This window comes from Robertmurraya phoenicis, from assembly GCF_047302285.1.
In the GTDB taxonomy this organism is placed as follows: domain Bacteria; phylum Bacillota; class Bacilli; order Bacillales; family Cytobacillaceae; genus Robertmurraya.
On the sequence record NZ_CP154845.1, the window covers coordinates 681,371 to 706,030 of the forward strand.

Annotated in this window: 21 protein-coding genes; 19 read left to right on the plus strand and 2 right to left on the minus strand. The window is 38.7% G+C overall.

Annotated features, from left to right (window positions below):
• Positions 1-128 precede the first annotated feature (128 nt).
• From AA0X71_RS03160 to AA0X71_RS03225, 14 genes are all read left to right on the plus strand, one after another.
• Positions 129-329 (plus strand): hypothetical protein, encoded by a 201-nt coding sequence (locus tag AA0X71_RS03160; RefSeq protein WP_413359113.1) that lies wholly within the window; start codon positions 129-131, stop codon positions 327-329.
• A gap of 130 nt (positions 330-459) precedes the next feature.
• Positions 460-648, plus strand: a complete 189-nt coding sequence (locus AA0X71_RS03165; protein WP_413359114.1) for an aspartyl-phosphate phosphatase Spo0E family protein — start codon at positions 460-462, stop codon at positions 646-648.
• 126 nt (positions 649-774) lie between these two features.
• Positions 775-3,684 carry an EAL domain-containing protein gene (locus AA0X71_RS03170; RefSeq protein ID WP_413359116.1) on the plus strand — a complete coding sequence of 970 codons (2,910 nt, stop codon included), beginning with the start codon at positions 775-777 and terminating at the stop codon, positions 3,682-3,684.
• A 278-nt stretch (positions 3,685-3,962) separates the two neighbouring features.
• Positions 3,963-6,872 carry an EAL domain-containing protein gene (locus AA0X71_RS03175; protein ID WP_413359118.1) on the plus strand — a complete coding sequence of 970 codons (2,910 nt, stop codon included), beginning with the start codon at positions 3,963-3,965 and terminating at the stop codon, positions 6,870-6,872.
• Between the two features lie 130 nt (positions 6,873-7,002).
• Positions 7,003-7,230: a CsbA family protein gene (locus AA0X71_RS03180; RefSeq protein WP_413359120.1), complete on the plus strand. Its 228-nt coding sequence runs from the start codon at positions 7,003-7,005 to the stop codon at positions 7,228-7,230.
• Between the two features lie 425 nt (positions 7,231-7,655).
• Positions 7,656-9,638 (plus strand): excinuclease ABC subunit UvrB, encoded by a 1,983-nt coding sequence (gene uvrB / locus AA0X71_RS03185; protein WP_413359123.1) that lies wholly within the window; start codon positions 7,656-7,658, stop codon positions 9,636-9,638.
• Positions 9,639-9,645: 7 nt separating this feature from the next.
• Positions 9,646-12,522, plus strand: a complete 2,877-nt coding sequence (gene uvrA, locus AA0X71_RS03190; RefSeq protein WP_413359125.1) for an excinuclease ABC subunit UvrA — start codon at positions 9,646-9,648, stop codon at positions 12,520-12,522.
• 158 nt (positions 12,523-12,680) lie between these two features.
• Entirely contained in the window at positions 12,681-12,857 is a 177-nt protein-coding gene (locus tag AA0X71_RS03195) for a hypothetical protein (protein WP_413359127.1), read from the plus strand.
• A gap of 194 nt (positions 12,858-13,051) precedes the next feature.
• Complete coding sequence (locus AA0X71_RS03200; RefSeq protein ID WP_413359129.1) at positions 13,052-13,942, plus strand: LysR family transcriptional regulator; 891 nt, start codon at positions 13,052-13,054, stop codon at positions 13,940-13,942.
• Positions 13,943-14,100: 158 nt separating this feature from the next.
• Entirely contained in the window at positions 14,101-14,283 is a 183-nt protein-coding gene (locus AA0X71_RS03205) for a hypothetical protein (protein ID WP_413359131.1), read from the plus strand.
• Between the two features lie 448 nt (positions 14,284-14,731).
• Positions 14,732-16,351 (plus strand): DcuS/MalK family sensor histidine kinase, encoded by a 1,620-nt coding sequence (gene dcuS / locus AA0X71_RS03210; RefSeq protein WP_413359134.1) that lies wholly within the window; start codon positions 14,732-14,734, stop codon positions 16,349-16,351.
• Complete coding sequence (locus tag AA0X71_RS03215) at positions 16,329-17,045, plus strand: response regulator (protein WP_413359137.1); 717 nt, start codon at positions 16,329-16,331, stop codon at positions 17,043-17,045. Before dcuS ends, AA0X71_RS03215 begins: the two co-directional genes overlap by 23 nt.
• A gap of 194 nt (positions 17,046-17,239) precedes the next feature.
• A complete protein-coding gene (locus AA0X71_RS03220; RefSeq protein ID WP_413359141.1) occupies positions 17,240-18,343 on the plus strand; it encodes a DUF4097 family beta strand repeat-containing protein in 1,104 nt (367 codons plus the stop codon).
• A 26-nt stretch (positions 18,344-18,369) separates the two neighbouring features.
• Positions 18,370-18,732 carry a phage holin family protein gene (locus tag AA0X71_RS03225; RefSeq protein WP_413359144.1) on the plus strand — a complete coding sequence of 121 codons (363 nt, stop codon included), beginning with the start codon at positions 18,370-18,372 and terminating at the stop codon, positions 18,730-18,732.
• Between the two features lie 140 nt (positions 18,733-18,872).
• Here the strand turns inward: AA0X71_RS03225 and AA0X71_RS03230 are convergent, their stop codons facing one another.
• Together AA0X71_RS03230 and AA0X71_RS03235 are read right to left on the minus strand one after the other, a co-directional pair.
• Positions 18,873-19,331, minus strand: a complete 459-nt coding sequence (locus tag AA0X71_RS03230) for a DUF523 domain-containing protein (protein WP_413359146.1) — start codon at positions 19,329-19,331, stop codon at positions 18,873-18,875.
• Positions 19,332-19,746: 415 nt separating this feature from the next.
• Complete coding sequence (locus AA0X71_RS03235) at positions 19,747-20,442, minus strand: N-acetylmuramoyl-L-alanine amidase (RefSeq protein WP_413359148.1); 696 nt, start codon at positions 20,440-20,442, stop codon at positions 19,747-19,749.
• 235 nt (positions 20,443-20,677) lie between these two features.
• Between AA0X71_RS03235 and hprK the strand changes: the two genes are divergently transcribed.
• Genes hprK through AA0X71_RS03260 form a run of 5 tightly spaced genes read left to right on the plus strand, consistent with a single transcriptional unit; the run spans position 20,678 to position 24,611 of the window.
• Positions 20,678-21,613 carry an HPr(Ser) kinase/phosphatase gene (gene hprK / locus AA0X71_RS03240; RefSeq protein WP_413359150.1) on the plus strand — a complete coding sequence of 312 codons (936 nt, stop codon included), beginning with the start codon at positions 20,678-20,680 and terminating at the stop codon, positions 21,611-21,613.
• 31 nt (positions 21,614-21,644) lie between these two features.
• On the plus strand, positions 21,645-22,466 hold the full coding sequence (lgt, locus tag AA0X71_RS03245) for a prolipoprotein diacylglyceryl transferase (protein ID WP_413359152.1): 822 nt from the start codon (positions 21,645-21,647) through the stop codon (positions 22,464-22,466).
• 16 nt (positions 22,467-22,482) lie between these two features.
• Positions 22,483-23,436, plus strand: a complete 954-nt coding sequence (locus AA0X71_RS03250; RefSeq protein WP_413359154.1) for a nucleoside recognition domain-containing protein — start codon at positions 22,483-22,485, stop codon at positions 23,434-23,436.
• The gene (gene ppaX, locus AA0X71_RS03255; RefSeq protein ID WP_413359156.1) at positions 23,426-24,082 is read left to right on the plus strand and encodes a pyrophosphatase PpaX; all 657 of its coding nucleotides are present in this window, start codon (positions 23,426-23,428) and stop codon (positions 24,080-24,082) included. The genes AA0X71_RS03250 and ppaX overlap by 11 nt, the downstream gene beginning before the upstream one ends.
• Positions 24,075-24,611 (plus strand): acyltransferase, encoded by a 537-nt coding sequence (locus AA0X71_RS03260; protein ID WP_413359158.1) that lies wholly within the window; start codon positions 24,075-24,077, stop codon positions 24,609-24,611. The genes ppaX and AA0X71_RS03260 overlap by 8 nt, the downstream gene beginning before the upstream one ends.
• Positions 24,612-24,660: the final 49 nt, after the last annotated feature.

Below are 24,660 nucleotides of genomic sequence, written 5' to 3' on the forward strand. Positions count from 1 at the left end.
CAGTTTTTTTATGTCTAGGATCCCATTCCTAGTGAGGAAATAGGGAGGCTAGGGGGATAGTTATAAGCTAGTGTTTCTAGCAAAATAAATATACGAGTGGTCAAAGAAACTCGATCGGAGGAGAGAGGATGGAAGAGTCACTACTGATAAGTTTAGTTGTCTTATATATTCAGAAGGGATGGGATCCTCATGTTCTCACTAGGAAGTATGGGGTAACCGAAACTCAATTGGGAAAATACTTAACCCTTTTAACAGAGAAAAAAATGATTTTCAACATAAGCGAGACGTATATATATATCTTTCCAGAAGAAGCTTCCTATCGTAAATAGGAAAGAATAGGAATATTGTCCTAAAAATAAGGAATAAGAGGAATTGGGAATTAGAGGGGATTACTAAAAGTATGAATATTCTCCAAAATAAGGGTAACAAGAACAGGCAATGTTCAAGAGGAGGATGGACATGGATCGATTAAAGGAAGGGGAAAGAATCCTTAAAGAAATAGCGGAGCATAAAGAAAGATTAGTTCGTATTGCGATGGATAAGGGGTTACATAGTTCTGAGACCATTCGTTGTAGCCAAGAGCTCGATGAGTTAATCAATTCTTTTTATCGATCCTTACAAATAGGCTATGAAAATAGTCGTTATTGACTTCAATAAAATGGAATTTGCCAATATTTACAGCATATAGAGAACGGGAAAATTCTTATATGATAAAAGAGTAGATATGTTCGGAAATTTAAGTTTGAATTTATGTTTATGAAAGGGAAATGGACAATGGGACTATTCAATCTATTATCTCCTAATCAAAAAGATAAAAATAAAAAATCTAGTGACTTTTTTTCACTTTTTACCGACAATCCAGAAGCGATTATTATTCTCGATTTTGAAGGTGAAATTGTTTCCATAAATAAAAATCTAAGTTCCCTCTTAGGGTATCGAATGAAAGAAAGAGATGTCCTTGAGAAACATTTATTTCAATCAAAAGAGCATGATAAAGTTCGGTACCATTTTCATAAGGCGACACAAGGATTTTCTACTTCTTTTGAGATGTCTATCCATCAAAAATCTGGCCGCACACTTCCAATTAACATCTCGCTCATTCCTTCTGAGACGTTTATATTTGCCGTATGTAAAGATATGACAACAGTTAAGAGCTATGAAAATAAGATTACTCGAATCAGCGATCAGTTAGAAGATTCTCAAAGGATAACGAATATTGGAAATTGGCAGCATGATGTCAAGTCAGATAAAACCCATTGGAGTAAACAAATTTATAAGATTATGGGGATTTCTGCTCTGGATTTCGAGATTAATTCGGAGACTGTCTATCAATATGTACATCCCCATGATAAAGAAATCTATCTTAATAACATCCGTTTGATTTTAGAAAAAAAGGAAGAACTTGATTTCGAGCAGCGCATCGTCCGTCCTGATGGCGAAGAACGTGTTATTTTCGTCCGAGCGAATGTTATTTTGGATGAAGATGGGGAAGTTGAACGAACTTTCGGGACAATACAAGATATTACAGAAATTCGAACGTTAGAATTAAAATTAGAGGAGAGTGAAGGACGATATAAGTCTGTTGCGGATCACTTGTCAGTTGGGATTTGGTCTCACGATCTTGAGAATAACAATATCACTTTTTGTTCTAAAGGATTAGAAAATATATTCGGTACTAGTATTGAAGAACTTAAACTAACTCCAGATCTCCTAAAGGAATATATTTTGCCAGAAGACCGCGGATTTGTAGAGAAAGATGCATTGTTACTATCAGAAGGGAAAGACGTCAATCATGAATTTCGTATCCTTGACGCGAATGGACAAATAAAGTGGATTGAAGGTCAAATTATTCCGCATCTTGATCGTGAAGGAAATGTTGTCCGTGTGGATGGAATTGTAAGAGATATAACAGAAAGTGTGAATTATACGGAATCATTAGCTTTTATGGCAGATCATGATTACTTAACGAAGCTACCAAATCGAAGATACAATGAAAGAAAAATACAAGAGTTAATTGAAGTTTCTAGTAGAAAAAACGATTCATTTTCTGTCTTCTATTTAGATCTGGATCGTTTCAAATATATAAACGACACCTTTGGACACGAAGTTGGGGATAGATTTCTTGTCAGCTTTTCAGAGCGCATGCAAGCTCATTTAGGTCCAGAGGTGTTTCTCTCCCGTATAGGAGGAGACGAATTTATCGTTTTATCACATGAGATAAAAGAATTAGAGGAAGCGATCAAGCTTGCGAATGGCATTATTGATGAGATAGAGAAGCCTTTTTATATTGATGGATATGAACTCTTAGTCACGACAAGTATTGGAATTAGCATGTATCCAATGGATGGGAAGGATTATCGCACCATTTTGAGAAATGCTGATGCAGCCTTATATAAAGCAAAAGAATTAGGTCGAAACACGTGGCAGATTTTTTCCGCTTCTATGAATGTCGAGTCCTTTAAGCTGTATCATTTAGAAAAGGATTTAAAGAAATCCCTTATTAATGATGAACTGTATATTGAGTATCAACCAAAGGTGAATCCAAAAACTTCAAGAATTGAAGGAGCAGAGGCTCTTGTCCGTTGGAACCATCCTGAGTGGGGGAGCGTTTCCCCTAAAGAATTTATCCCATTAGCGGAGGAAAGTGGCTTTATTTTCAAAATGGGCGATTGGGTAACGAGAGAAGTTTGCGAAACGCTAGGAAAATGGAAAAAGCAAGGACTCCCTATCGTCCCCGTATCGGTTAATATATCACCAAAGAGGCTGCTAAAGGCAGGTTTTGTAGAAACATTGATGAAAATGATTGAGGAGGCCGGAATTGAGCCAGGTTTAATTGAACTGGAATTAACCGAGCAAACGATTATAAAGAATACGGAAGTCGCAAAAAGCATTATTACCGAATTAAAAGAGTTCGGAGTGAAGGTTGCCCTCGATGATTTTGGGACAGGCTATTCATCGTTGTCGTATCTAAAGGATTTGGATATTGATACGCTTAAAATAGACAAGTCTTTTATTGATGGATTGACTTTGAAAAACGCAAATGATGCGATTGTAAAAAGCTTGATTTACTTATCGAAAGAAGTAGGGATCAATATCGTAGCTGAGGGAGTGGAAACAAAGGAGCAGCTTAACTTCCTTCTGCAACAAGAGTGTCAACAAATTCAAGGCTATATTTATAGCAAACCTGTATCGGTTAAAAAGCTCAAATCCTTATTAAAAAAGGGGTTCATTAAACCACTGCAAACAAGTGCGGTAGTTGAGGCTATTAAAAATAGAAGAAAATACTATCGTATCAGTTTAGATACTCCACTTACGGCTGAAATGACGATTGTTAAATTTAAGAATAAAGAAGTAAAGCTCGGTTCTTCAAGAGCGCTCATCGAAAATTTAAGTCTTGGAGGGCTTAAATACTTATCCAATATTAACTTACCTATTCAAAAAGACATGGTTATTATGATCTCAACGCAAATTCTCGGCATGGAAGTCAAGTTTTTTGGCCGTAATGTTTGGAAGCTTGAAGAAAATGGCTTTCACGAATACGGCTTTGAATTCATTCTTCATGAAGTGGAACGGGATCGACTGGCACCACTATTTAACAAAATGGTCCTCCAACTAAAAGAAAGCACAATACTTCCAGATTCAAGTATTTTGCAAGAGAAGAAGGGGGTTTATTTGAAGGGGTAGACAATTTGAGTGCATTTTAGGTGTCCTGAGAAACGTTCAAGGGACACCTTTTTGTCTATATTGATTTTGAAATATATGTAAAAGAGGTGAACGTAATTATAAAAAATAGGTATTTTTACCTATTTACGAAAGGGTTTGCACTTCTTTATTGCTAGTGTCGGAAAATGTTATAATTAGTCTAATTGTGGAGGATTATCTCAAAAATGGATAGAGTGTGGAAAAAGTAGTGTTTGCGGGACCGATGATTAGCAAGTGAAAATCGAGAAAAGAGGGATAAGATGGGACTATTCAATATATTTTCTCATACTCAAAAAGATAACATAGATACATCTAGTGAGTCTTTCTCGCTTTTTACAGACAATCCGGAGGCTATTTTTATCGTTAATTTTGATGGAGAGATTGTCTCTCTAAACAAAGCGTTAAGCACACTTCTAGGGTATCGAATGAAGGAAAAAGTACAATTAGAGCAGTCTTTTTTTCAATCAAAGAAAAGTGAGAAGGTTCGATATCATTTCCATAAGGCAACTCAAGGATTCACGACTACATTTGACATGAAGATGCAAAGGAAATCCGGTCAAGAGATTCCAATTAAAATTTCGCTTATTCCCTCTGAAACGTATATTTTTGTTGTTTGCAAGAATATGTCCACTGTCAAAGCCTATGAAAAAAAGATTACTCGAATTGAACAGCAATTAGAGGAGTCGCAAAGGCTCACCAATTTTGGAAGTTGGGATTATGACGTAAAGTCAGATAAGACTCATTGGAATGAACGACTCTATGAGATTTTTGGAATTGAAAAGGACAATTACGAAATTACTTGTGAAAAAATTTTACAGTATGTACATCCTGAGGATAAAGTAATTTGTTGTGATAGCTACAATAAAACAATTGAAAAAAAGCGAAATATCGATTTTGAACACCGAATTGTTCGGGATGATGGTCAAGTACGTGTTCTTTTCGTTCACTGTAATGTCATTCTTAATGAAGAAGGAGAAGTTGAACGTGGTTTTGGAACGATACAGGATATTACTGAACTCAGAGAACTAGAATCAAAGCTTGAAGAGAGTGAAGAACGGTTCAATTCGGTTTCAAATCGTTTAAGGGTTGGGATTTGGTCACATGATCTGGTTGCGAATCAAATGACTTTTTGTTCGAAAGGATTCAGTGAAGTATACGGTATTGATGTAGAGAAAGTAAAAGTGAATCCTTTGCTTTGGAAGGAATCTGTTTATGAAGAAGACCGGGAAGAAGTAGAAAAAAATCTGTTGCTTCTAGGTCGTGGAGAAGAAATCAACCACCAATTTCGGATCATTGATGAGAATGGACAATTGAAATGGATTGAGGGGCAAATCATTCCGTATTTGAACCGAGAAGGAAACTTAATCCGCGTGGATGGAATTGTCAGAGATATTACAGAAATGATACAGCATAAGGAGACTCTGGCCTTTTTAGCTGATCATGATTATCAGACGAAGCTCCCAAATCGAAGATATTATGATAGAAAATTACAACAGTTTATCAAACAAGTAAATGGCCGTGATGAAAAGCTGGCAGTCTGTAGGTTAGATATCGATCGTTTTAAATTAGTTAATGAAACCCTTGGATACGACATCGGAGATAAGTTACTAGTAGGTTTTACCGATCGGTTACAGTCGATTTTAGGTAATGAGACATTTGTCGCTCGCATCGGTGGTGATGAATTTTCCATTATTTTTAATAAAATTGAGGGATTAGAGGACGCCCTCCAGATGGCGAATGTCATTATTAAAGAGATGGAGAAACCATTTTATATTGATGACTATGAGCTATTTATCACCACGAGTATAGGGATCAGTATGTATCCAGTAGATGGACGGGATTCTCGGACACTTTTAAGCAATGCAAATGTTGCATTATATAATGCAAAAGAATTGGGAAGAAACGATTGGCAGCTATTCTCTCCTTCCATGAATGTGGAATCCTTTAAGTTATATCATTTGGAAAAAGACTTAAGAAAATCACTCATGAATGAAGAGCTATATGTGGAGTATCAACCTAAGGTGAATCCAAAGACCTCAAGAATTGAAGGTGTTGAAGCCCTTGTACGTTGGAATCATCCTGAATGGGGGATTGTTGCACCAGCTGAATTTATCCCATTAGCGGAGGAAAGTGGTTTTATATTTAAGCTAGGTGATTGGGTGATGCAGGAGGTTTGCGAAACACTTGGAAAATGGGTGAAGCAAGATCTACCAGTTGTTCCTGTCTCTGTCAACGTATCGCCTAAGAGATTATTGAAATCTGACTTTGTTCATACAGTTCAAAAAATGATTTTTACAGCGGGAATCGATCCAAGCTTAATAGAATTAGAGCTGACAGAACAAACGATTATAAGAAATATGGAGGCGACAAAACAGATCATTTCAGAACTGAAAGCATTTGGCGTCAAAGTGGCTTTAGACGATTTTGGGACGGGCTATTCATCGTTGTCATATCTGAAGGATTTGAATATTGACACTTTAAAAATTGATAAATCCTTCATTGATGGCATTACATTGAAAAAAGAAAATGATGCTATCGTCAAAAGTTTAATTTATTTGTGTCGAGAGATCGATATTAATGTAGTCACTGAAGGCGTAGAAACAAAAGAACAACTTAATTTCTTGCTTCAGCAGGAGTGTCAACAAATTCAGGGTTATATTTATAGTCGGCCAGTATCGGAGAAAAAGCTTAAAGTATTGCTAAAAAAAGAATATATTAAACCATTACAAAAAAGAGCATCTGCTGAAGCGATTGAGAATAAAAGAAAGTTTTACCGAATACGGCTAAATACTCCTTTAACAGCTGACATGACGATCGTCAAATTTAAAAATAAAGAAGTGAAGTTAGGATCGTCCAAGGCTATCATCGAAGATTTAAGCCTTGGAGGGTTAAAATATATTTCGAATATTAACTTACCTGTTCAAAAAGACATGGTTATTCAGATCACAACTCGAGTATTAGGTAGAGAAGTCAAATTGATTGGAACCAATGTGTGGAAGCTTGAAGAAAATGATCTTTACAATTACGGTTTCGAATTTATACTGAATGAAGTAGATAGAGACCGACTGGCGCCTTTATTTAACAAAATGGTCCTCCAACTAAAAGAAAGTGCAATACTTCCAGATTCAAGCATTTTGCAGGAAAATAAGGTTACTTATTTGAAGGGTTAGAATGTTCTCTGTGGAAACGGCCAGCGACGGACGCTGGCCTGTTTGTATTCGCCTCTCTTGTTTATCCGTTCGAAAAAAGCTATTCTTAGTTTAATAGAGCTATGTAACTATTATGAAGAAGGTGTAGATAGTGTTTACGAAAATGATTATGGCACTTATTTTACCAGGACTTCTTGTCGTGTTGTTTACTAGGGTAACCTACAATCGCTTTATAGGCCTCGTATTGACGGTCGCATTAATCGCAGCATCTGTCTATAAAGGCTATACAAACTCTTTTCTACTCATTGTCATCGATGCCCTCTCTTTAACGACTGGTTTTTGGTATGCACAACGGATGTTGGTGAGGGGACGGAAGTAGAGATTTATAAGACACTGCTGCCTATCGACCTATGGAATTGCTGTTCCATGGTCGATTTTTACTTTTGAGAGCGGGGAGTGGAGTGTGTGGTGAACTGGCCAAATCCGCAATAAACCTTCAAACCCCCGCAATGATCACCGATTTACCCGCAATAAACCCCGGAACCCCCGCAATCATCGCCAAAACCCCCGCAATAAACTCGTAAACCCCCGCAATCACCTCAATAGCGTCACCTCAAGTTAACCCAAATAACCCAAACCCCATCAAAAACGCTTCCTTATTCCAAAATATTGAACCAACCTAACTAAAAACCATCCAAACTTATAAAAAAACGAATATCCGTTCGCATATTATTGGTTAGTTTTTCGATGTTTGTGGTAGAATGGGAATATGAGTTTTTCGGAACGAGTGGAGGAGGCTTTAGTGTGAAGGATCAGTTTGAATTGGTTTCAAAATATTCACCTCAAGGGGATCAGCCAGAGGCAATACGAAAAATTGTTGAGGGAATAAAAGAGGGGAAAAAGCATCAAACCTTGCTTGGAGCGACAGGAACGGGGAAGACATTTACGATTTCCAACGTCATTAAGGAAATCAATAAACCGACCCTTGTTATTGCTCATAACAAAACGTTGGCAGGGCAGCTTTATAGTGAGTTTAAAGACTTTTTTCCTAATAATGCCGTGGAATACTTTGTCAGCTATTACGACTATTTTCAGCCAGAGGCGTATGTTCCTTCTACTGATACTTTTATTGAGAAGGATTCGAGCATCAATGATGAAATCGATAAGCTTCGTCACTCAGCAACCTCATCATTGTTTGAGCGAAAAGACGTCGTTATTATTGCTAGTGTTTCCTGTATATATGGCTTAGGTTCGCCTGAGGAATATCGAGAAATGGTTCTTTCGTTAAGAACAGGGATGGAGATTGAGCGTAATCAGCTTCTCCGGCGCTTAGTTGACATTCAATATGAACGAAATGATATTAACTTTCAACGTGGGACTTTCCGAGTAAGAGGGGACGTTGTTGAAATATTCCCAGCATCAAAGGATGAACATTGCCTACGTGTGGAATTTTTCGGGGATGAAATTGATCGAATTCGTGAGGTTGATGCTTTAACTGGTGAAATTATGGGCGAAAGAGAACATGTCGCCATTTTCCCAGCATCTCACTTCGTAACCCGTGAAGAGAAGATGAGAGTAGCGATTGAAAATATTGAAAAAGAGCTCGAGGAACGCTTGAAATACATGCGAGACAATGACAAGCTCCTAGAAGCTCAGCGACTCGAACAAAGAACACGCTATGATCTCGAAATGATGAGAGAAATGGGCTTTTGTTCCGGAATTGAAAACTATTCAAGACATCTGACATTAAGACCAGCAGGGTCAACACCATATACGTTACTTGACTATTTTCCAGAGGATTTCCTCCTCGTTATCGATGAGTCCCATGTGACCTTACCACAGGTTCGCGGTATGTTCAATGGGGACCAGGCGAGAAAGCAGGTGCTCGTAGAGCATGGCTTCCGGTTGCCTTCAGCGCTCGATAACCGTCCCCTACGATTTGAAGAATTTGAAAAGCATATAAGTCAGGCTGTTTATGTTTCGGCTACACCAGGACCTTATGAAATGGAACATACTCCTGAAATGGTGGAACAAATCATTCGTCCAACAGGTCTCCTCGATCCAACCATTGATGTAAGACCGATTGAAGGACAGATTGACGATCTAATCGGCGAAATTCATGAGCGAATCAAACGAAACGAACGGGTTCTCATCACAACGTTAACAAAGAAAATGTCAGAGGATTTAACTGACTATCTTAAAGAAATCGGCATAAAGGTTAATTACTTGCACTCAGAGGTGAAGACACTCGAACGGATCGAGATTATTCGCGAGCTTCGTCTTGGAAAATATGATGTTTTAGTTGGAATTAACCTTTTAAGAGAAGGCTTAGATATTCCAGAGGTTTCTCTTGTCGCGATATTGGATGCAGATAAAGAAGGATTTCTCCGTTCGGAACGTTCACTTATCCAGACAATGGGGCGGGCTGCTCGTAATTCGAATGGTCATGTCATTATGTATGCGGACCGAATGACGAATTCAATGGAGCTAGCGATTAGTGAAACGAAGCGTCGTCGTGCAATTCAAGAAGAATACAATAAAAAGCACGGCATTACGCCAACGACGATCAAGAAGGATATACGTGAAGCGATTCGAGCGACAATGGCTGCCGAGGAGACAGAAGATTACAATACACCAGCGAAAAAACTTGGTTCTTTAACGAAGAAGGAACGAGAAAAAGTGCTTGAAGATATGGAAAAGGAAATGAAGGAAGCGGCAAAAGCGCTCAATTTCGAAAGAGCGGCTGAGTTGCGTGATTTAATTTTAGAGTTGAAGGCGGAGGGATAACGAAACAATGGCAATGGAGAAATTAGTTGTAAAAGGAGCTCGGGCCCATAATTTAAAAAACATTGATGTCACCATCCCGAGAGACAAGCTTGTTGTACTGACAGGACTTTCTGGTTCAGGAAAGTCCTCTCTCGCTTTTGACACGATCTATGCAGAAGGGCAACGTCGCTATGTCGAATCATTGTCTGCGTATGCGCGACAATTTTTAGGACAAATGGATAAGCCGGATGTGGACACGATTGAAGGGTTATCACCGGCGATCTCAATTGACCAAAAAACAACGAGTCGAAATCCTCGTTCCACCGTTGGAACGGTAACAGAAATTTACGATTACTTACGATTGTTGTTCGCAAGGGTTGGAAGACCAACCTGTCCGACCCACGGAATTGAAATTACTTCACAAACGATTGAACAAATGGTCGATCGGGTAATGGAATACCCAGAGCGCACAAAGTTACAAGTGCTCGCTCCAGTTATTTCTGGTCGTAAAGGTAGCCATGTCAAAGTGTTAGAAGATATTAAAAAGCAAGGTTATGTTCGCGTACGTATTGATGGTGAAATGCATGATCTCGGCGAAGAAATTGACCTTGATAAAAATAAAAAACACTCAATCGAAGTCGTCATTGACCGGATTGTCGTCAAAGAAGGAGTAAGCTCTCGTCTAGCCGATTCATTGGAATCCGCTTTGAAGCTTGGCGATGGTAAGGTCCTTATTGATGTGATCGGGGAAGAGGAATTGTTATTCAGTGAACATCATGCATGTCCACACTGTGGTTTTTCAATTGGTGAGTTAGAACCAAGAATGTTTTCTTTTAACAGTCCCTTTGGAGCTTGTCCTGATTGTGACGGATTAGGCTCAAAGCTTGAAGTTGATAAAGAATTGATTATTCCAAATTGGGATCTTACGTTAAAACAGGGTGCGATTGCTCCTTGGGAACCAGTCAGTTCTCAATATTATCCGCAATTACTTGAGGCAGTTTGTAATCATTTCGGAATTGATATGAATACACCGGTGAAGGATTTACCAGATCATGAGATCGAGAAAATTCTTTACGGTTCAGAAAAGGATAGGGTCTACTTCCGTTATGAGAACGACTTCGGACAAATTCGCGAGAACTACATCCAATTTGAGGGTGTGATCGGAAATGTCGAACGCCGTTATAAAGAGACAAGCTCTGATTATATTCGGGAGCAGATGGAAAAATATATGGCGGAACAGCCATGTCCTACTTGTAAGGGCAAGAGACTGAAGAAAGAAAGCTTAGCGGTCCTCATTGATGGGGAAAACATTGCCTATGTGACATCGCTATCTATTCGAGAAGCTTTTGATAAAATGGATGGCATCACTCTTACTGAAAAAGAAAAGCAGATTGCCAACGCGATTTTTCGAGAAATTCGGGAAAGACTCGGCTTCCTCGTCAATGTTGGTCTCGATTATTTAACCCTAAATCGGGCAGCTGGAACATTATCTGGAGGAGAAGCACAGCGGATTCGTTTGGCGACCCAAATTGGTTCTCGATTAACAGGCGTTCTCTACATATTAGACGAGCCATCTATTGGGCTCCACCAAAGGGATAATGATCGTCTCATCGGAACCCTTAAAAATATGCGAGATATCGGCAACACACTTATTGTCGTTGAACATGATGAAGATACGATGTTAGCTGCTGATTACTTAATTGATATTGGACCAGGAGCAGGAGTACATGGGGGAGAAGTTGTCTCCGCCGGAACACCCCAAGAAGTGATGGAAGATCCGAATTCGCTCACAGGTCAATATCTATCGGGTAAAAAGTTCATCCCACTTCCGATCGAACGGAAAAAGGATGATGGACGTTTCCTTGAAATTAAGGGAGCGAAGGAAAATAATCTCAAAAACGTCAGTGTTAAATTCCCGCTAGGTATGTTTGTTGCCGTTACAGGAGTTTCAGGTTCAGGAAAAAGTACGCTCGTAAATGAAATTTTGCATAAAGCGTTAGCGCAAAAGTTAAATCGAGCAAAAACAAGACCAGGGCAGCATAAAGAGATTAAGGGAATGGAGCATTTAGATAAAGTTATCGATATTGATCAATCACCAATTGGTCGAACGCCGCGTTCAAACCCGGCTACCTATACAGGTGTGTTCGATGATATCCGTGATCTCTTTGCGGCCACAAATGAAGCAAAGGTTCGCGGTTATAAAAAGGGACGCTTTAGTTTTAACGTAAAAGGTGGTCGTTGTGAAGCGTGTCGTGGTGATGGAATTATTAAAATTGAGATGCATTTCCTTCCTGATGTATACGTACCATGCGAAGTGTGTCATGGAAAACGTTATAATCGGGAAACGTTAGAAGTGAAATACAAAGGGAAAAGTATTTCCGATATTTTAGAAATGACCGTCGAGGACTCACTCGAATTTTTCGAAAATATCCCTAAGATTCAGCGTAAAATGCAGACCATTTATGATGTCGGCCTTGGTTATATTAAGCTTGGGCAACCGGCTACGACGTTGTCAGGTGGAGAGGCTCAGCGGGTGAAGTTGGCATCGGAACTTCATCGTCGTTCCACTGGTCGTTCTCTTTATATTCTCGATGAGCCAACGACAGGACTACATGTCGATGATATTTCAAGACTTTTAGTTGTCCTGCAAAGGCTTGTTGAAAATGGAGATACTGTTCTAGTGATTGAGCATAATTTAGATGTGATTAAAGCAGCGGATTATCTTGTGGATTTAGGTCCTGAAGGGGGGGACAAGGGAGGCACGATTGTTGCTACGGGAACACCAGAGAAAATAGCAGCAACTCCTGAATCTCATACTGGAAAGTACTTAAAGCCAATTCTTGAGCGTGATCGTCAAAGAATGCAAGATCTTATCCAAGAAAAAGAAGAAAGCGTCGTAAATTAACTCCCCAAGTTAGGGGAGTTTTTTTATGCTAGCAACGAGATAGCACATTAATAGCATAATACTAGCAAAGAGCTAGCACTTAAAATAGTAAAAAATGTAATCTTTATCACTGTATAAATTTGTCTAGTTTACTATATTTAGACTGGGAGGTGATCAGGATGAAAGTAAATTATCCAGTGAAGGAAGAGACAGACATTAAGGAAATTAAAGTAATGTTAAAGCCATTCGGTGGAAGATGTGCCAAATTCGTCGAAGGTAACCTCGAATACCAAATTAAAGAAGAGAAAGAAGACGAAGCTTATATCCTTTTAAGAGAAAAAGGGATCGTCGAGTAAAGTCAGGTCATGCGGCCTGGCTTTTTTTTTGTATTTTTTACAAAAACCTCCCCTAAATGTCAAGCCGCAATTGAACATTTTGTTACAGGTTCCCACTTACATTAATTACATAACAGTATCAAAAGTTTCTTATCTAATCTGCTAGAGCAAAGAAAAATATAATTATATTTAGTTAACGGATAGGAGGCTTGGCAATGGAGTTAAGACAATTAGAGTACTTTGTTGAAGTTGGTAGACTAAAAAGTTTTACACATGCTGCTGAATCATTGCATGTATCGCAGCCGTCCATTTCGAATTCTGTTCATAAATTAGAGCTTGAATTGGGGGTGAAGTTATTAGAGAGAACGACTAAAAGTGTAGCACTTACTCCTAAAGGTGATATATTCTTAACTCGAATTATTGACATACTTTCAAACATTGATGATATAAAGAATGAAATAACCGATTCAGATAATCGGGCTGTAAAAATTGGACTTCCTCCGATGATTGGGGCGCAAATGTTCCCAAATATATATAAGGAATTCAAAAAGAATAATCCGGTTATAGAATTTGATGTAATAGAAAAAGGGTCAGTAGCCATTAGAAATCTGATTGAGAATGATGCTCTGGAGATGGGATTCATTATCCTCCCTGAATACTCTGAAAAATTAGAAATGATGCCATTGGTTCAGGATCAACTGGTTATATGTATGCCAAGAAATCATCTTCTTCGAAGAAAAAAGAGTCTTCAATGCAGCGATCTGATCAATGAGAAATTTATCATTTTAACTGAGGAATTTGTTCACCACAACATTTTCTTGAACCGATGCTTTTCTTCTGAAGTGGAACCAAATGTCATTTTTACTTCAGATAAAGTAGAAACCGTTAAGGCTATGGTTGCAAAAGGCTTGGGTTTATCATTATTAATGAATGTTTTTGTGAAAGAACATCAAGAAATTATTGCTGTGCCACTTAAAGAGCGAATAAACATAAATATAGGCTTAGCTTGGAAAAAAGGAAAAGTTTTATCAAGTGATTGTAAAAAGGTCATTGAGTTTATCAGTGATTATTATCATGAAGAATTGAAGAGTAAAGTTTTGAAATAAATACAGTTATTGTAAGAAAGTTGAAAGATTACTATAATTGTCTTTTTTTAAGTTCAACTTTGTGAAATGTTTCACTTATAATTAAATTATATAAACAAATAATCATAGCTTATAACTTAAGTACCTGATAATTTCTCTAAAGATAGGAGGCGATAACCTTGAAATCATCTTGTTGTAAAGCAGAATTACTCAAAAGTAGTAGGACAGATCTTTTTCATGGATCGGATGATGAATATGAACTAAGAGTACCAGTTTTAACATGTAGTAAGTGTGGTCATCAAGAAATGCTAGTGTTTAGTGGAGAGAAATTAGTCAATAAAACAACGAATATTGCAAGTTAAAAAAGCTTTGAACAAGCAGAATAGAGAGCAAAATAGGCAGAATGTGAAGGATTTCAAAGGAAAAGAACTTTTGAATAATGGCTTCAGATTTTCTTGTCTGAAGCCTTTTCTTGTGCTTTAGGAAATTATAGACTTCGCGGTTGTGTATAACTTTGTTACGAAGTGTATCTACGTCTAGCGCAAGCAGCCATAGCCTAACAAACTTCAGGTCCCCTCCCTACGATAAGTCAACCAAGAATTGCTATCGCAATTCAGGTTTCCTATATCGAAAGAACAGGCCCTTCCAGTTATGTACGGCGATGTTCAAGGCGCTTGCGCTTTTGTTCTTTTATGGGGGAAATAACTATAATGTTCAGTATTTGCACTTATATAACTTCATTTTTGTTCTAAACATTATGTTATTCTATGGCTAGAAATTCACTATAGCAAAAATAAAGAAGGTGCCCCCATGAAATGGAAAAAAATAAAGCTGAAATACATGGTAATTCTTCTTGTGAGTATTGTCGTTAGTTTCTCTATTTTGATCACTGGTTATTTCATTAACCGAACTGTATCAGAGCGAATTGTGACCAGTCAGGAAGAGAAGGCTTTTAACGTTTCTAGAATTGTAGCGCTAACTCCTAGCATTATAGATGCATTGAATGATAAAGAAAATGAAGCATCCATTCAAGAATTAACGAAGAAAATGCAGACATCCACAAATGTTGAATTCGTCGTAGTGATGGATATGAATGGCATAAGAAAATCTCATCCTGATCCGAGTAAAATCGGAGAAAAATTCGTCGGTGGAGATGAAAAAGATGTCCTCAAAGGGAAAGAATATTCTTCCGTATCTGAAGGGACACTTGGAAAATCACTAAGGGCTTTTACGCCAATTTTTAATGAAAGTAACAAGCAAATTGGGGCTGTTTCAGTTGGGATTTCTCTAAACCGGATTGAATTAGTGTTAAGTATATTACGTGAAAATATATTTATGGGAATTGGAGTTGGAATCATTTTCGGAGCAATCTGTGCCATCTTCTTATCCTTCTTAATAAAAAGAGTTTTACTTGGCTTAGAGCCACCTGAAATTGCCATGATTTTGAATGAAAGACAAGCACTCATTGAATCTGTTCACGAAGGAATTATTGCGGTAGATAAGGATGGATTTATAACACTTGTGAATAAGTCTGCCATGAAATTACTTGGGAAATCGAGTATGAATCAAGAGCTAATCGGCAAAAATATAGACTCTTTATCAATACATTTGAAGTTAAATTTAGCTCTCAAAACGGGTAAGCCTTATTTAGATCAAGAACAGGTTGTTAATGGAACAGAGGTAATGAGTAATACAGTACCAATTTTCGTACATGGTGAGATTGTCGGTGCTGTCAATACGTTGAGAGATAAAAGTGAAATAAAGCATCTTGCTGAAAAACTGACAGGGGTGCAATTATATGCTGATGCTTTAAGGGCTCAATCGCACGAATACATGAATCAGCTTCATTGTATCCTTGGTTTGATTCACTTAAAGGAATACCGAGAGTTAGAAAAATTCATTGAAAAAACGGTAGAAGATACTCAAAATGATATTAGCAGTATTACAAAAAAACTAAAGGATCCTGCACTAGTAGGTTTTCTACTCGGGAAATTAAGTCATGCAAGAGAAGTAGGAATTGAGTTTAAGCTGACCATTAATCACGACTTTCCTCAATGGAGTGACCCGAAGTTTTCCCATGACTTAATCACGATCATTGGAAATTTAATTGATAATGCGATCGATGCCGCACAGAAGAGCGAAAATAGGAAAGTAGCTCTCAAATTAGAATTCCATAGTAAGGAATTAGTCATAGAAATGAGAGATTTCGGAAAAGGGATACCAGAAGAACATCAACCCATGCTTTTTGAAAAAGGATTTTCAACAAAGGGAGAAAATCGAGGTTATGGACTTTTCTTATTGAAGCAGACCGTAGAAAGGTTAAAGGGGACAATACAGCTATCCAGTTCGAGCAAAGAGGGTACGATATTTACCATAAAAATATCTTGTCAAAGTGAAGGTGAAAACTATGATTCAAGTATTGATCGTTGAAGATGATCCAATGGTGGCAGAACTAAATAAACGCTATGTGGAAAGTTTAGATGGGTTTACAGCAATGGCGATCGCCCATTCGGTAAAGGATGCAAAAGAAATTCTCAAGACAACGGAGATCGAGCTCATCTTGTTAGATGTGTACATGCCAGGAGACAACGGCCTGACCCTATTACCTTATATTCGAGATTTAGAGTTAAGTATCGACGTCATTTTGATTACAGCAGCTTCTGATATTGAAACGATTCAAAATGCATTGAGATTTGGCACGATTGATTACTTAATTAAGCCTTTTACTTTTGCTAGATTAAAAGAAGCCCTTATTTCTTATCAGCAAAAGCTGGAGTTTTTAGAGTATCATCCTCATCAAATTAATCAACAAGAACTAGATGATCGGTTGTTACAAAAAGAGAGAATGACAACATCACACCAGCTTCAGCTTCCAAAGGGTTTAACGAAAAACACCATGAATTTAGTGTGGGACGAACTGAAAAAGATTGGCGAAAATGAGTTTTCAACGGCCGATATTGCGAAAAGCACAGGCATTTCGAGAGTGTCGATCCGCAAATATTTAAACTTTCTCGAAGAAATCGGAGTCTTAGAAACGCGAGTATCCTACGGAACAATCGGTCGCCCGATCAGTCAGTATGTGTTTAATAAGCGGAATAGCAATGTTCTTTTGGAGTATCTATAATTTTTTGGAGTTCCCTGCAGGTATTGGCTTGCAGGGATTTTTATATTATGTAATGGAAAAATGAAACCTTCAACTTGGTCCTAACGTACAAATAGGAGAGGGAAATTTGTCATTCTAATATGAAATTTTAATAAGGATATTAATGATTTAAATAAATAAAATAAATTGAGATGAAGAAATGAGGAGGATTTACGATGCAAGAAGAACGAAAACGAATTTTGAACATGGTGCAAGAGGGAAAGTTAACCGTTAATGAAGCGTTGGTATTATTAGAAGGGCTTGATGCAGCAGAAAGCAAACAGAAGAGCAAAGAGGAACTATTTGGTGAACTGTCAACGTCTGTGAAATTTGAAGAGGCGAAGAAGGAAGATTCTTTTTCAAGTCAAAAACATCATTCGACAAAGGATAAAATTTTTGAATTTGTTGATACAGCGATTCAAAAGATTAAGGATTTTGATTTGGACTTGAATTTCGGAAGCTCTGTTGATATCTCTCATATTTTCCAACAAGGGGATGTATATTTAAGAGAGGTGGACGTGGACTTAGCGAACGGTTCCGTGAAGATTGTGCCTTGGGAGCAGCAGGATGTTCGGGTCGAGTGTGAGGCAAAAGTGTATCGAGTTGATACCCAGGATGAGGCACGAAACACTTTTCTAAAAGATGTGATCTTTGCGATTGAAGGGCAAAAGCTCCGATTTGCATCGCAACAAAAGTGGATGAAAATCCATGCCACACTTTACATTCCACAGGCGCAGTATGAAAATATAAAAGTGAGAATGTTTAATGGCTCGATTGAAAGTGAAAACTTACAAGTAGAAAAGTATAATGTGAAAACTGCGAACGGAAAAATCAATATGTCTAACTTAACAAGTAAGTATGTTGATGCGGAAACAGCAAATGGGCAAATTGAAGTTCGTAATGGTAAAATAGAGGATCTAGAGGCAGAAACGATTAATGGGGCAATTAAAGTGGATGGAAGCTACAAAAGATTAGAGCTTCAGTCCTTTAATGGAAATATTAATTGTACGGTTAATGATGCTAGCTGTGAGCGAATCGAAGTAAAAGTGACAACAGGTGGGATTAAACTGTATCTACCAGAAGCAGCAGCTGTCGCTGGTGAATTGAAAACTAATCTTGGTAATTTCAATGTCGATTATACAGGGATTCAAATTATTGAGGATAAAAGTGAAGTTGTCCAAAAACAGCTTCGTTTCGAACCAAGTTCTCCAAGTGATCATGTCACAAGAGTGGATGCAGATACGAAAACTGGTTCTGTAACAATTAAACGGGTGAAGTAGTAAATCGTATTTAAAGGATGTTGAATATGAGATGGATTATTGGAATTTTAATTAATGCGGTCCTATTTATCGCAATGGCAGGATATTTTGAGAATTCTCTTTATATTGAAGGATTTGGAGCGGCAGTTGGAGCTAGTTTTGTGCTAGCGATCCTCAATATTTTAGTGAAGCCGATTTTAATTATACTTACCTTGCCAATTACAGTCTTTACCCTCGGATTGTTTTTGTTTGTGATTAATGGGGTAACTCTCCTTTTAACAGATGCACTCATTGGTGAGGCATTTCAAATCAACGGATTAGGAATGGCCATTCTCATTTCAGCAATCATGTCGATCGTCAACCTTGTCATTCAAAATGTTATTTATGATAAGAAGGAAAAAAGAAGGTAGTTAAATTATAGGAAAAACAGCGCACCTTTATTATTGGGGATGCGCTGTTTTTGATGATGTCTGCGGATTGCAAGTGGTCTCATGCGCCATCTGCGTGACCACTTGCTACCTCTATCGAAGTTATTAAACAATCTTTCAATCTAAAGCCCTCGCTCAACAAACTCTGACTCAGAGATGACCTCTAAGCCATTCCTCTTCAGCAGGGCAGCAGTTACACCAGTTCCAACTACTTTCTTTCCACTAAATGTACCATCATAAATGTGGGAACTTCCACATGAAGGGCTATTTTGTTTTAGAACAATCGTAGTTGCTCCTAACTGCTGAGCTTTTTCCAAAGCCAAATACGCACCTTTAATAAATTGCTCGGTGACGTCGATACCAGAGCAGGAAACTATTTTTGCGTTTCCATCTAATACATCGTCTCCGCCGCCTCCGATAATTTCTGCAGGTTCCCGTGGGGTAGACAAACCGCCAAGCACTTCAGGACAGACGGTCATTGCCTCCTTTTTAGCAACTAATTCACTAATACGCTCATCTAAACAATGTGTTCCGTTGTACCTAACGTTCAATCCAGCCAAGCAAGAACTGACTAAAATCATGACACTCGTCTCCTCATCGGAAAATTTCATTCTCATTTTAACATACAAACGATGCGAAACTAGAATCATTCTTGAACAAGAATGGGGAGTGGGAAACGAGACGGGGAAAATAGAAGGAGAATTTTCCCTTAATGAGCAAATCTGATGAAAAGTAGCTTATATAGGCGGAAAATTTCCCCTTATCGGTTCAAAAATCGTAAAAACATGTGTTTTTAAACACGATAGGCGGAAAAACTTCCCTTATCTCCGCCACAACTAGCTCTATATTTCATTTAACAGGAAAATCTCCTGTTAGCACAAGGCTTTAAAATCCATGAATGCGAAGTAATAAAAAAGAAGAGAAGAAAAACAATCCTATTTTCTCCTCTTCCTTTATTTAAGGGCCATTTTAGATAGCACTCCAGCCTCTTAACGATTACCTTTCCGAAACGATGCTTACTGGAAAGCCTTCATCTTTTAATTTTTTCAGCAATTTGTCAGCTGTTTTTTTTTCCTGAAATGGACCAGCTACTACTTTATACTGGGCAGCCGTTTGAACGGGGACTGGAGCGGAGCTAGCCATCAAAGTAAGTCCAAATTGCTCCCGTAGCCCTTTAACGATCGCCTCTGCACATGTTTTTCGGTACACACTTGAAAGAAGGAGCTTGAGATCCGCTTGGTTTGTCATGAAGCCACATTCCACCAAGATGGCTGTCATCTTAGTAGCCCGTAGTACATGAAAATTGGCTGTTTTGACGCCGCGGTCTCGTAGTCCAGTAGCAACAACTAGGTTTTTTTGTACCTTCGAGGCAAGTTCTGTTGCGACTTTTGGTTTTGATGTGTAGACGTACGTTTCAATCCCGCTGACATCGTTCCAGCCCGTCCCATATGCATTCGCGTGGATGGAAACAAAGCAGTCCACCGCTAATCGGTTCGCTTTGTCCGTTCTTTCCTGGAGCGAAACATCCTTCGTATCCGAATGGGAAAAATACACGGTGACATCTTTGTACGTTTCTAAAATCGCTTTCGTCTCTTTTGCTACAACTCTGTTAAATTCGTATTCTCGCATGCCGTCCGGGCTTCTTTTTCCAGGAGTATTGTACCCGTGTCCTGCATCCAACATGATTTTCATCTCATTTTCACGCTCCTTTTCATTGTAAATTCCGAACCTATTGGAAATTTATTCATTTTTATAATATGTTTAAGTGAAAAAAAAAGGATATGGTCCCGATAATTTTATGCCAACGAATTTGGTTATTCGCAAAAAAGTGCTAAAATAGAGTGAAACTTTCCTATAAGGAATACATAAACCGAAAAATTCCGAACGTTTTATAGATCATATTTAAATCATCAAGGAGGAGTTCTATTTGCAGAAGGTACGGGCAAAAGATATTTTAGACAAATTTAAGCTTGAATTAATCAGTGGTGAAGAAGGGGTAAACCGCCCTATCACGATGACGGATATTTCAAGACCTGGACTTGAGTTAGCAGGATTTTTCGATTATTACCCAGCTGAGCGAGTGCAGTTGCTTGGCAAAACAGAATTAACTTTTATTCAAAAGCTTGATCCAGAGATACGCTCTGAGCGACTGGAACGTTTATGTACAGATATTACACCAGCAATTGTCGTGACAAGAGATTTACCTGTTCCTGATGAGCTAATCGAAGCGTCTGAACGGGAGGCAGTGCCTGTCCTCCGTTCGAAATTTAAGACGACTCGATTCTCTAGCCGTCTCACTAATTTTCTTGAAACAAAACTTGCTCCGACAACGGCTGTTCACGGGGTACTCATTGATATATACGGAGTTGGCGTTCTGATTACTGGTAAAAGTGGTGTTGGTAAAAGTGAAACAGCGCTAGAGCTTGTAAAAAGAGGACATCGTCTTGTCGCCGATGATTGTGTGGAAATTCGTCAGGAAGATGATGACACACTGGTCGGAAATTCACCAGAGCTAATCGAACATCTACTGGAGATTCGAGGGCTGGGCATTATCAATGTGATGACCCTTTTTGGTGCAGGGGCCGTTCGAAGCTTTAAAAAAATTTCCCTTGTCATCAATTTGGAGTTATGGGATCAAACAAAGCAGTACGATCGTTTAGGTCTTGATGAGGAAACGATGAGAATTATTGATACATCTGTTACGAAGCTAACGGTTCCGGTTCGACCAGGACGTAACTTAGCTGTTATCATTGAAGTGGCTGCGATGAACTTTCGCCTCAAAAAAATGGGTGTGAATGCAGCTGAACAATTTGCTAGTCGTTTATCAGATGTCATTGAAGATGGAGACGTAGAAGATAGATAAAAAAATGAGATAATTCAAAGGAGAGAGTTAGATGGAAGAAAATATACAACCACTTGACCCGATTGCCTTTTCGTTCGGCCCAATTACAGTCCATTGGTATGGCGTCATTATCGGGCTGGGCTTAGCTTTAGCTCTTATGCTTGCTATGAGAGAAGGGGAAAAAAGAGGCTTACAAAAGGATATATTCCCGGATTTAATGCTATGGGCTATTCCGATTGCGATCATTTCAGCTCGCCTTTACTATGTCATTTTTGAGTGGGAATATTATGCTCAAAATCCTGCTGACATTATTAAAATTTGGAATGGTGGAATTGCCATTCACGGTGCCTTAATTGGTTCGGTTGTGACGGCCTATATTTTTGCGAAAAAGAAAAATATTTCATTTTGGAAAATTGCTGATATTGCCGCACCAAGTATTATTCTTGGTCAAGCGATTGGGCGCTGGGGAAACTTTATGAATCAAGAAGCACATGGTGGAGAAGTAACTCGCGCGTTTTTGGAAAATTTACATTTGCCGGAGTTTATTATTAATCAAATGTACATAAATGGTACTTACTATCATCCTACTTTTTTATATGAATCGGTGTGGAATTTCTTAGGGTTTATACTATTGATTTTGTTAAGACGTGTCAATCTTCGCCGCGGTGAGATGTTCCTGAGCTATGTTATATGGTATTCAATTGGCCGCTTCTTTGTCGAAGGAATGCGTACGGATAGCTTAATGCTGACTGAGAGCTTGCGTATGGCGCAAATGATTTCGATTGCCCTCATTATTGGTGCCGTTGCACTTCTTATTTATAGAAGAACAAAGGGATATTCAAGCAAAAGATATTTGGATCAATCAGCATCCTAAAAAAGGGAGAAGGCTTATGTATGTGGTTCAGTCACTAACTAAAGGTTTAAAGGTAGGATTGCAGACGGTTTGGTCCTTAGGGAAGATTATTTTTCCAGTCACACTTATTGTCACTTTTCTTCAGCATACACCAGTGTTACCGTGGCTGATCGATTTAATCGCACCGCTGATGAGTATATTTGGCTTATCCGGCGATGCAGCGATTCCTCTTGTGATCGGTAATTTTCTCAATATATATGCCGCGATTGGGGCGATCCTTACTTTAGATCTAACGGTAAAAGAGGTTTTTATTATTGCGATGATGATGTCCTTTTCCCATAACTTGTTGGTAGAATCAAGCGTGGTGAAAAGGGTTGGAGTAAAGTTATGGATTTCTCTTGTTGTTCGCGTTGGTCTAGCGTTCATATCAGGGATTGTGATCAATCTTGTCTGGAATGGTGGAGACCAATTGGCGAAATATGGCCTTATTCAACAGAGCGATCAAGATACCGTTTCAGGAATATGGGGCATTAGTGTGGATGCACTACAAAAGGCAGGGATCGGTATTTTTCAGCTTGCGATCATGGTAATCCCGCTAATGGTCGTAATTCAATTTTTAAAAGATTTAAAGTGGCTTGAGAAGTTTTCAAAATGGATGGCCCCTGTTACGCGTGTGTTAGGTGTGCAACCCAATACATCTACTACTCTAGCGGCAGGGCTTTTATTTGGACTTGCGTATGGTGCTGGGGTGATGATTCAGGCTGTGAAAGAGGATGGAGTAAGCAAAAAAGACGTCACGCTTGCGATCATCTTTTTAGGCGCTTGTCACGCAGTAGTGGAAGACACGTTGATTTTTGCTCCACTAGGGATTCCGGTATGGCCACTCCTACTGATTCGTTTAGTAATGGCGTTCCTGATTACGTCAATTGTGGCGTTTTATTGGAATCGTGTTGAAATTGCAAGAAGAAAGGAAACGACCTATGAGTTCTAACATTACGACATTATTATTTGATTTAGATGGAACATTAATCGATACAAATGAATTAATTATCCAATCCTTTTTACACACATTAGAGCAATATTATCCGGGAGCCTATAAAAGGGAAGATGTCTTGCCATTCATGGGTCCAACTTTAACGGAAACATTCGCAGCGATGAATGAGGAAAAAGTAGAAGAGATGACGAATGTGTACCGAACTTTTAATTTAGCAAATCATGATTCCCTTGTAACTGAATTTGAAGGGGTCAAGGAAACAGTGGCTAAACTTAAAGAAGAAGGCTTTAAATTAGGCATTGTGACAACGAAACGTTTAGCTGTTGTGGAAAAAGGTCTAGCGTTAACGAAACTTGATCCATACTTTGAAGTGATTGTTGCGATTGATCATGTATCGAAAGCGAAGCCTGATCCGGAACCGGTTCTTAAGGCGTTAGAACAACTTGATTCGACGCCAGAAGAAGCGATCATGGTCGGTGATAATTTTCATGATATTGTCGGTGGAAAAAATGCTGGAACGAAAACAGCAGGGGTAGCATGGTCATTGAAAGGGAAAGACTTCTTAGAACAGTATGACCCTGATTATATGCTTGAAAATATGCACGATTTACTTGAAATTGTAGGAGTAAAAGGGAATGCGTAAAACAATCCGTTATCCTGTCGAAGGAGCCAACTCCTTATGGCATGTGTACAAAACGGTTCCGTTCTGGAAGGTTGTGAAAAATTTTATCGTCATCCAATTAGCTCGCTATACGCCGTTTCTCGGGATGAAAAATTGGCTTTATCGCACTTTTTTGCGAATGAAGGTTGGTGAGCAAACCTCTTTTGCGTTAATGGTCATGCTCGATGTCATGTTTCCTGAGAAAATCAGTGTCGGGAAAAATACGGTTATCGGCTATAACACGACGATCTTAGCTCATGAATATTTGATTAAAGAGTATCGTCTTGGTGCCGTACATATTGGGAGTGAAGTAATGATTGGTGCCAATTCAACGATCCTACCAGGGGTCACGATTGGTGATGGTGCCCTTGTATCAGCAGGAACGCTCGTTCATAAGGATGTTCCAGCAGGGGCCTTTGTCGGTGGAAATCCGATGAAGGTTATTTACACAAAAGAAGAACTGGCCGAAAGATGGGCAGACGACCCGATTTACGGAAAAAAGACCGAGTAATTTATGGGTGAGAACGTTTTTGGTGCTTAGACCGATATATAGGTCGTTT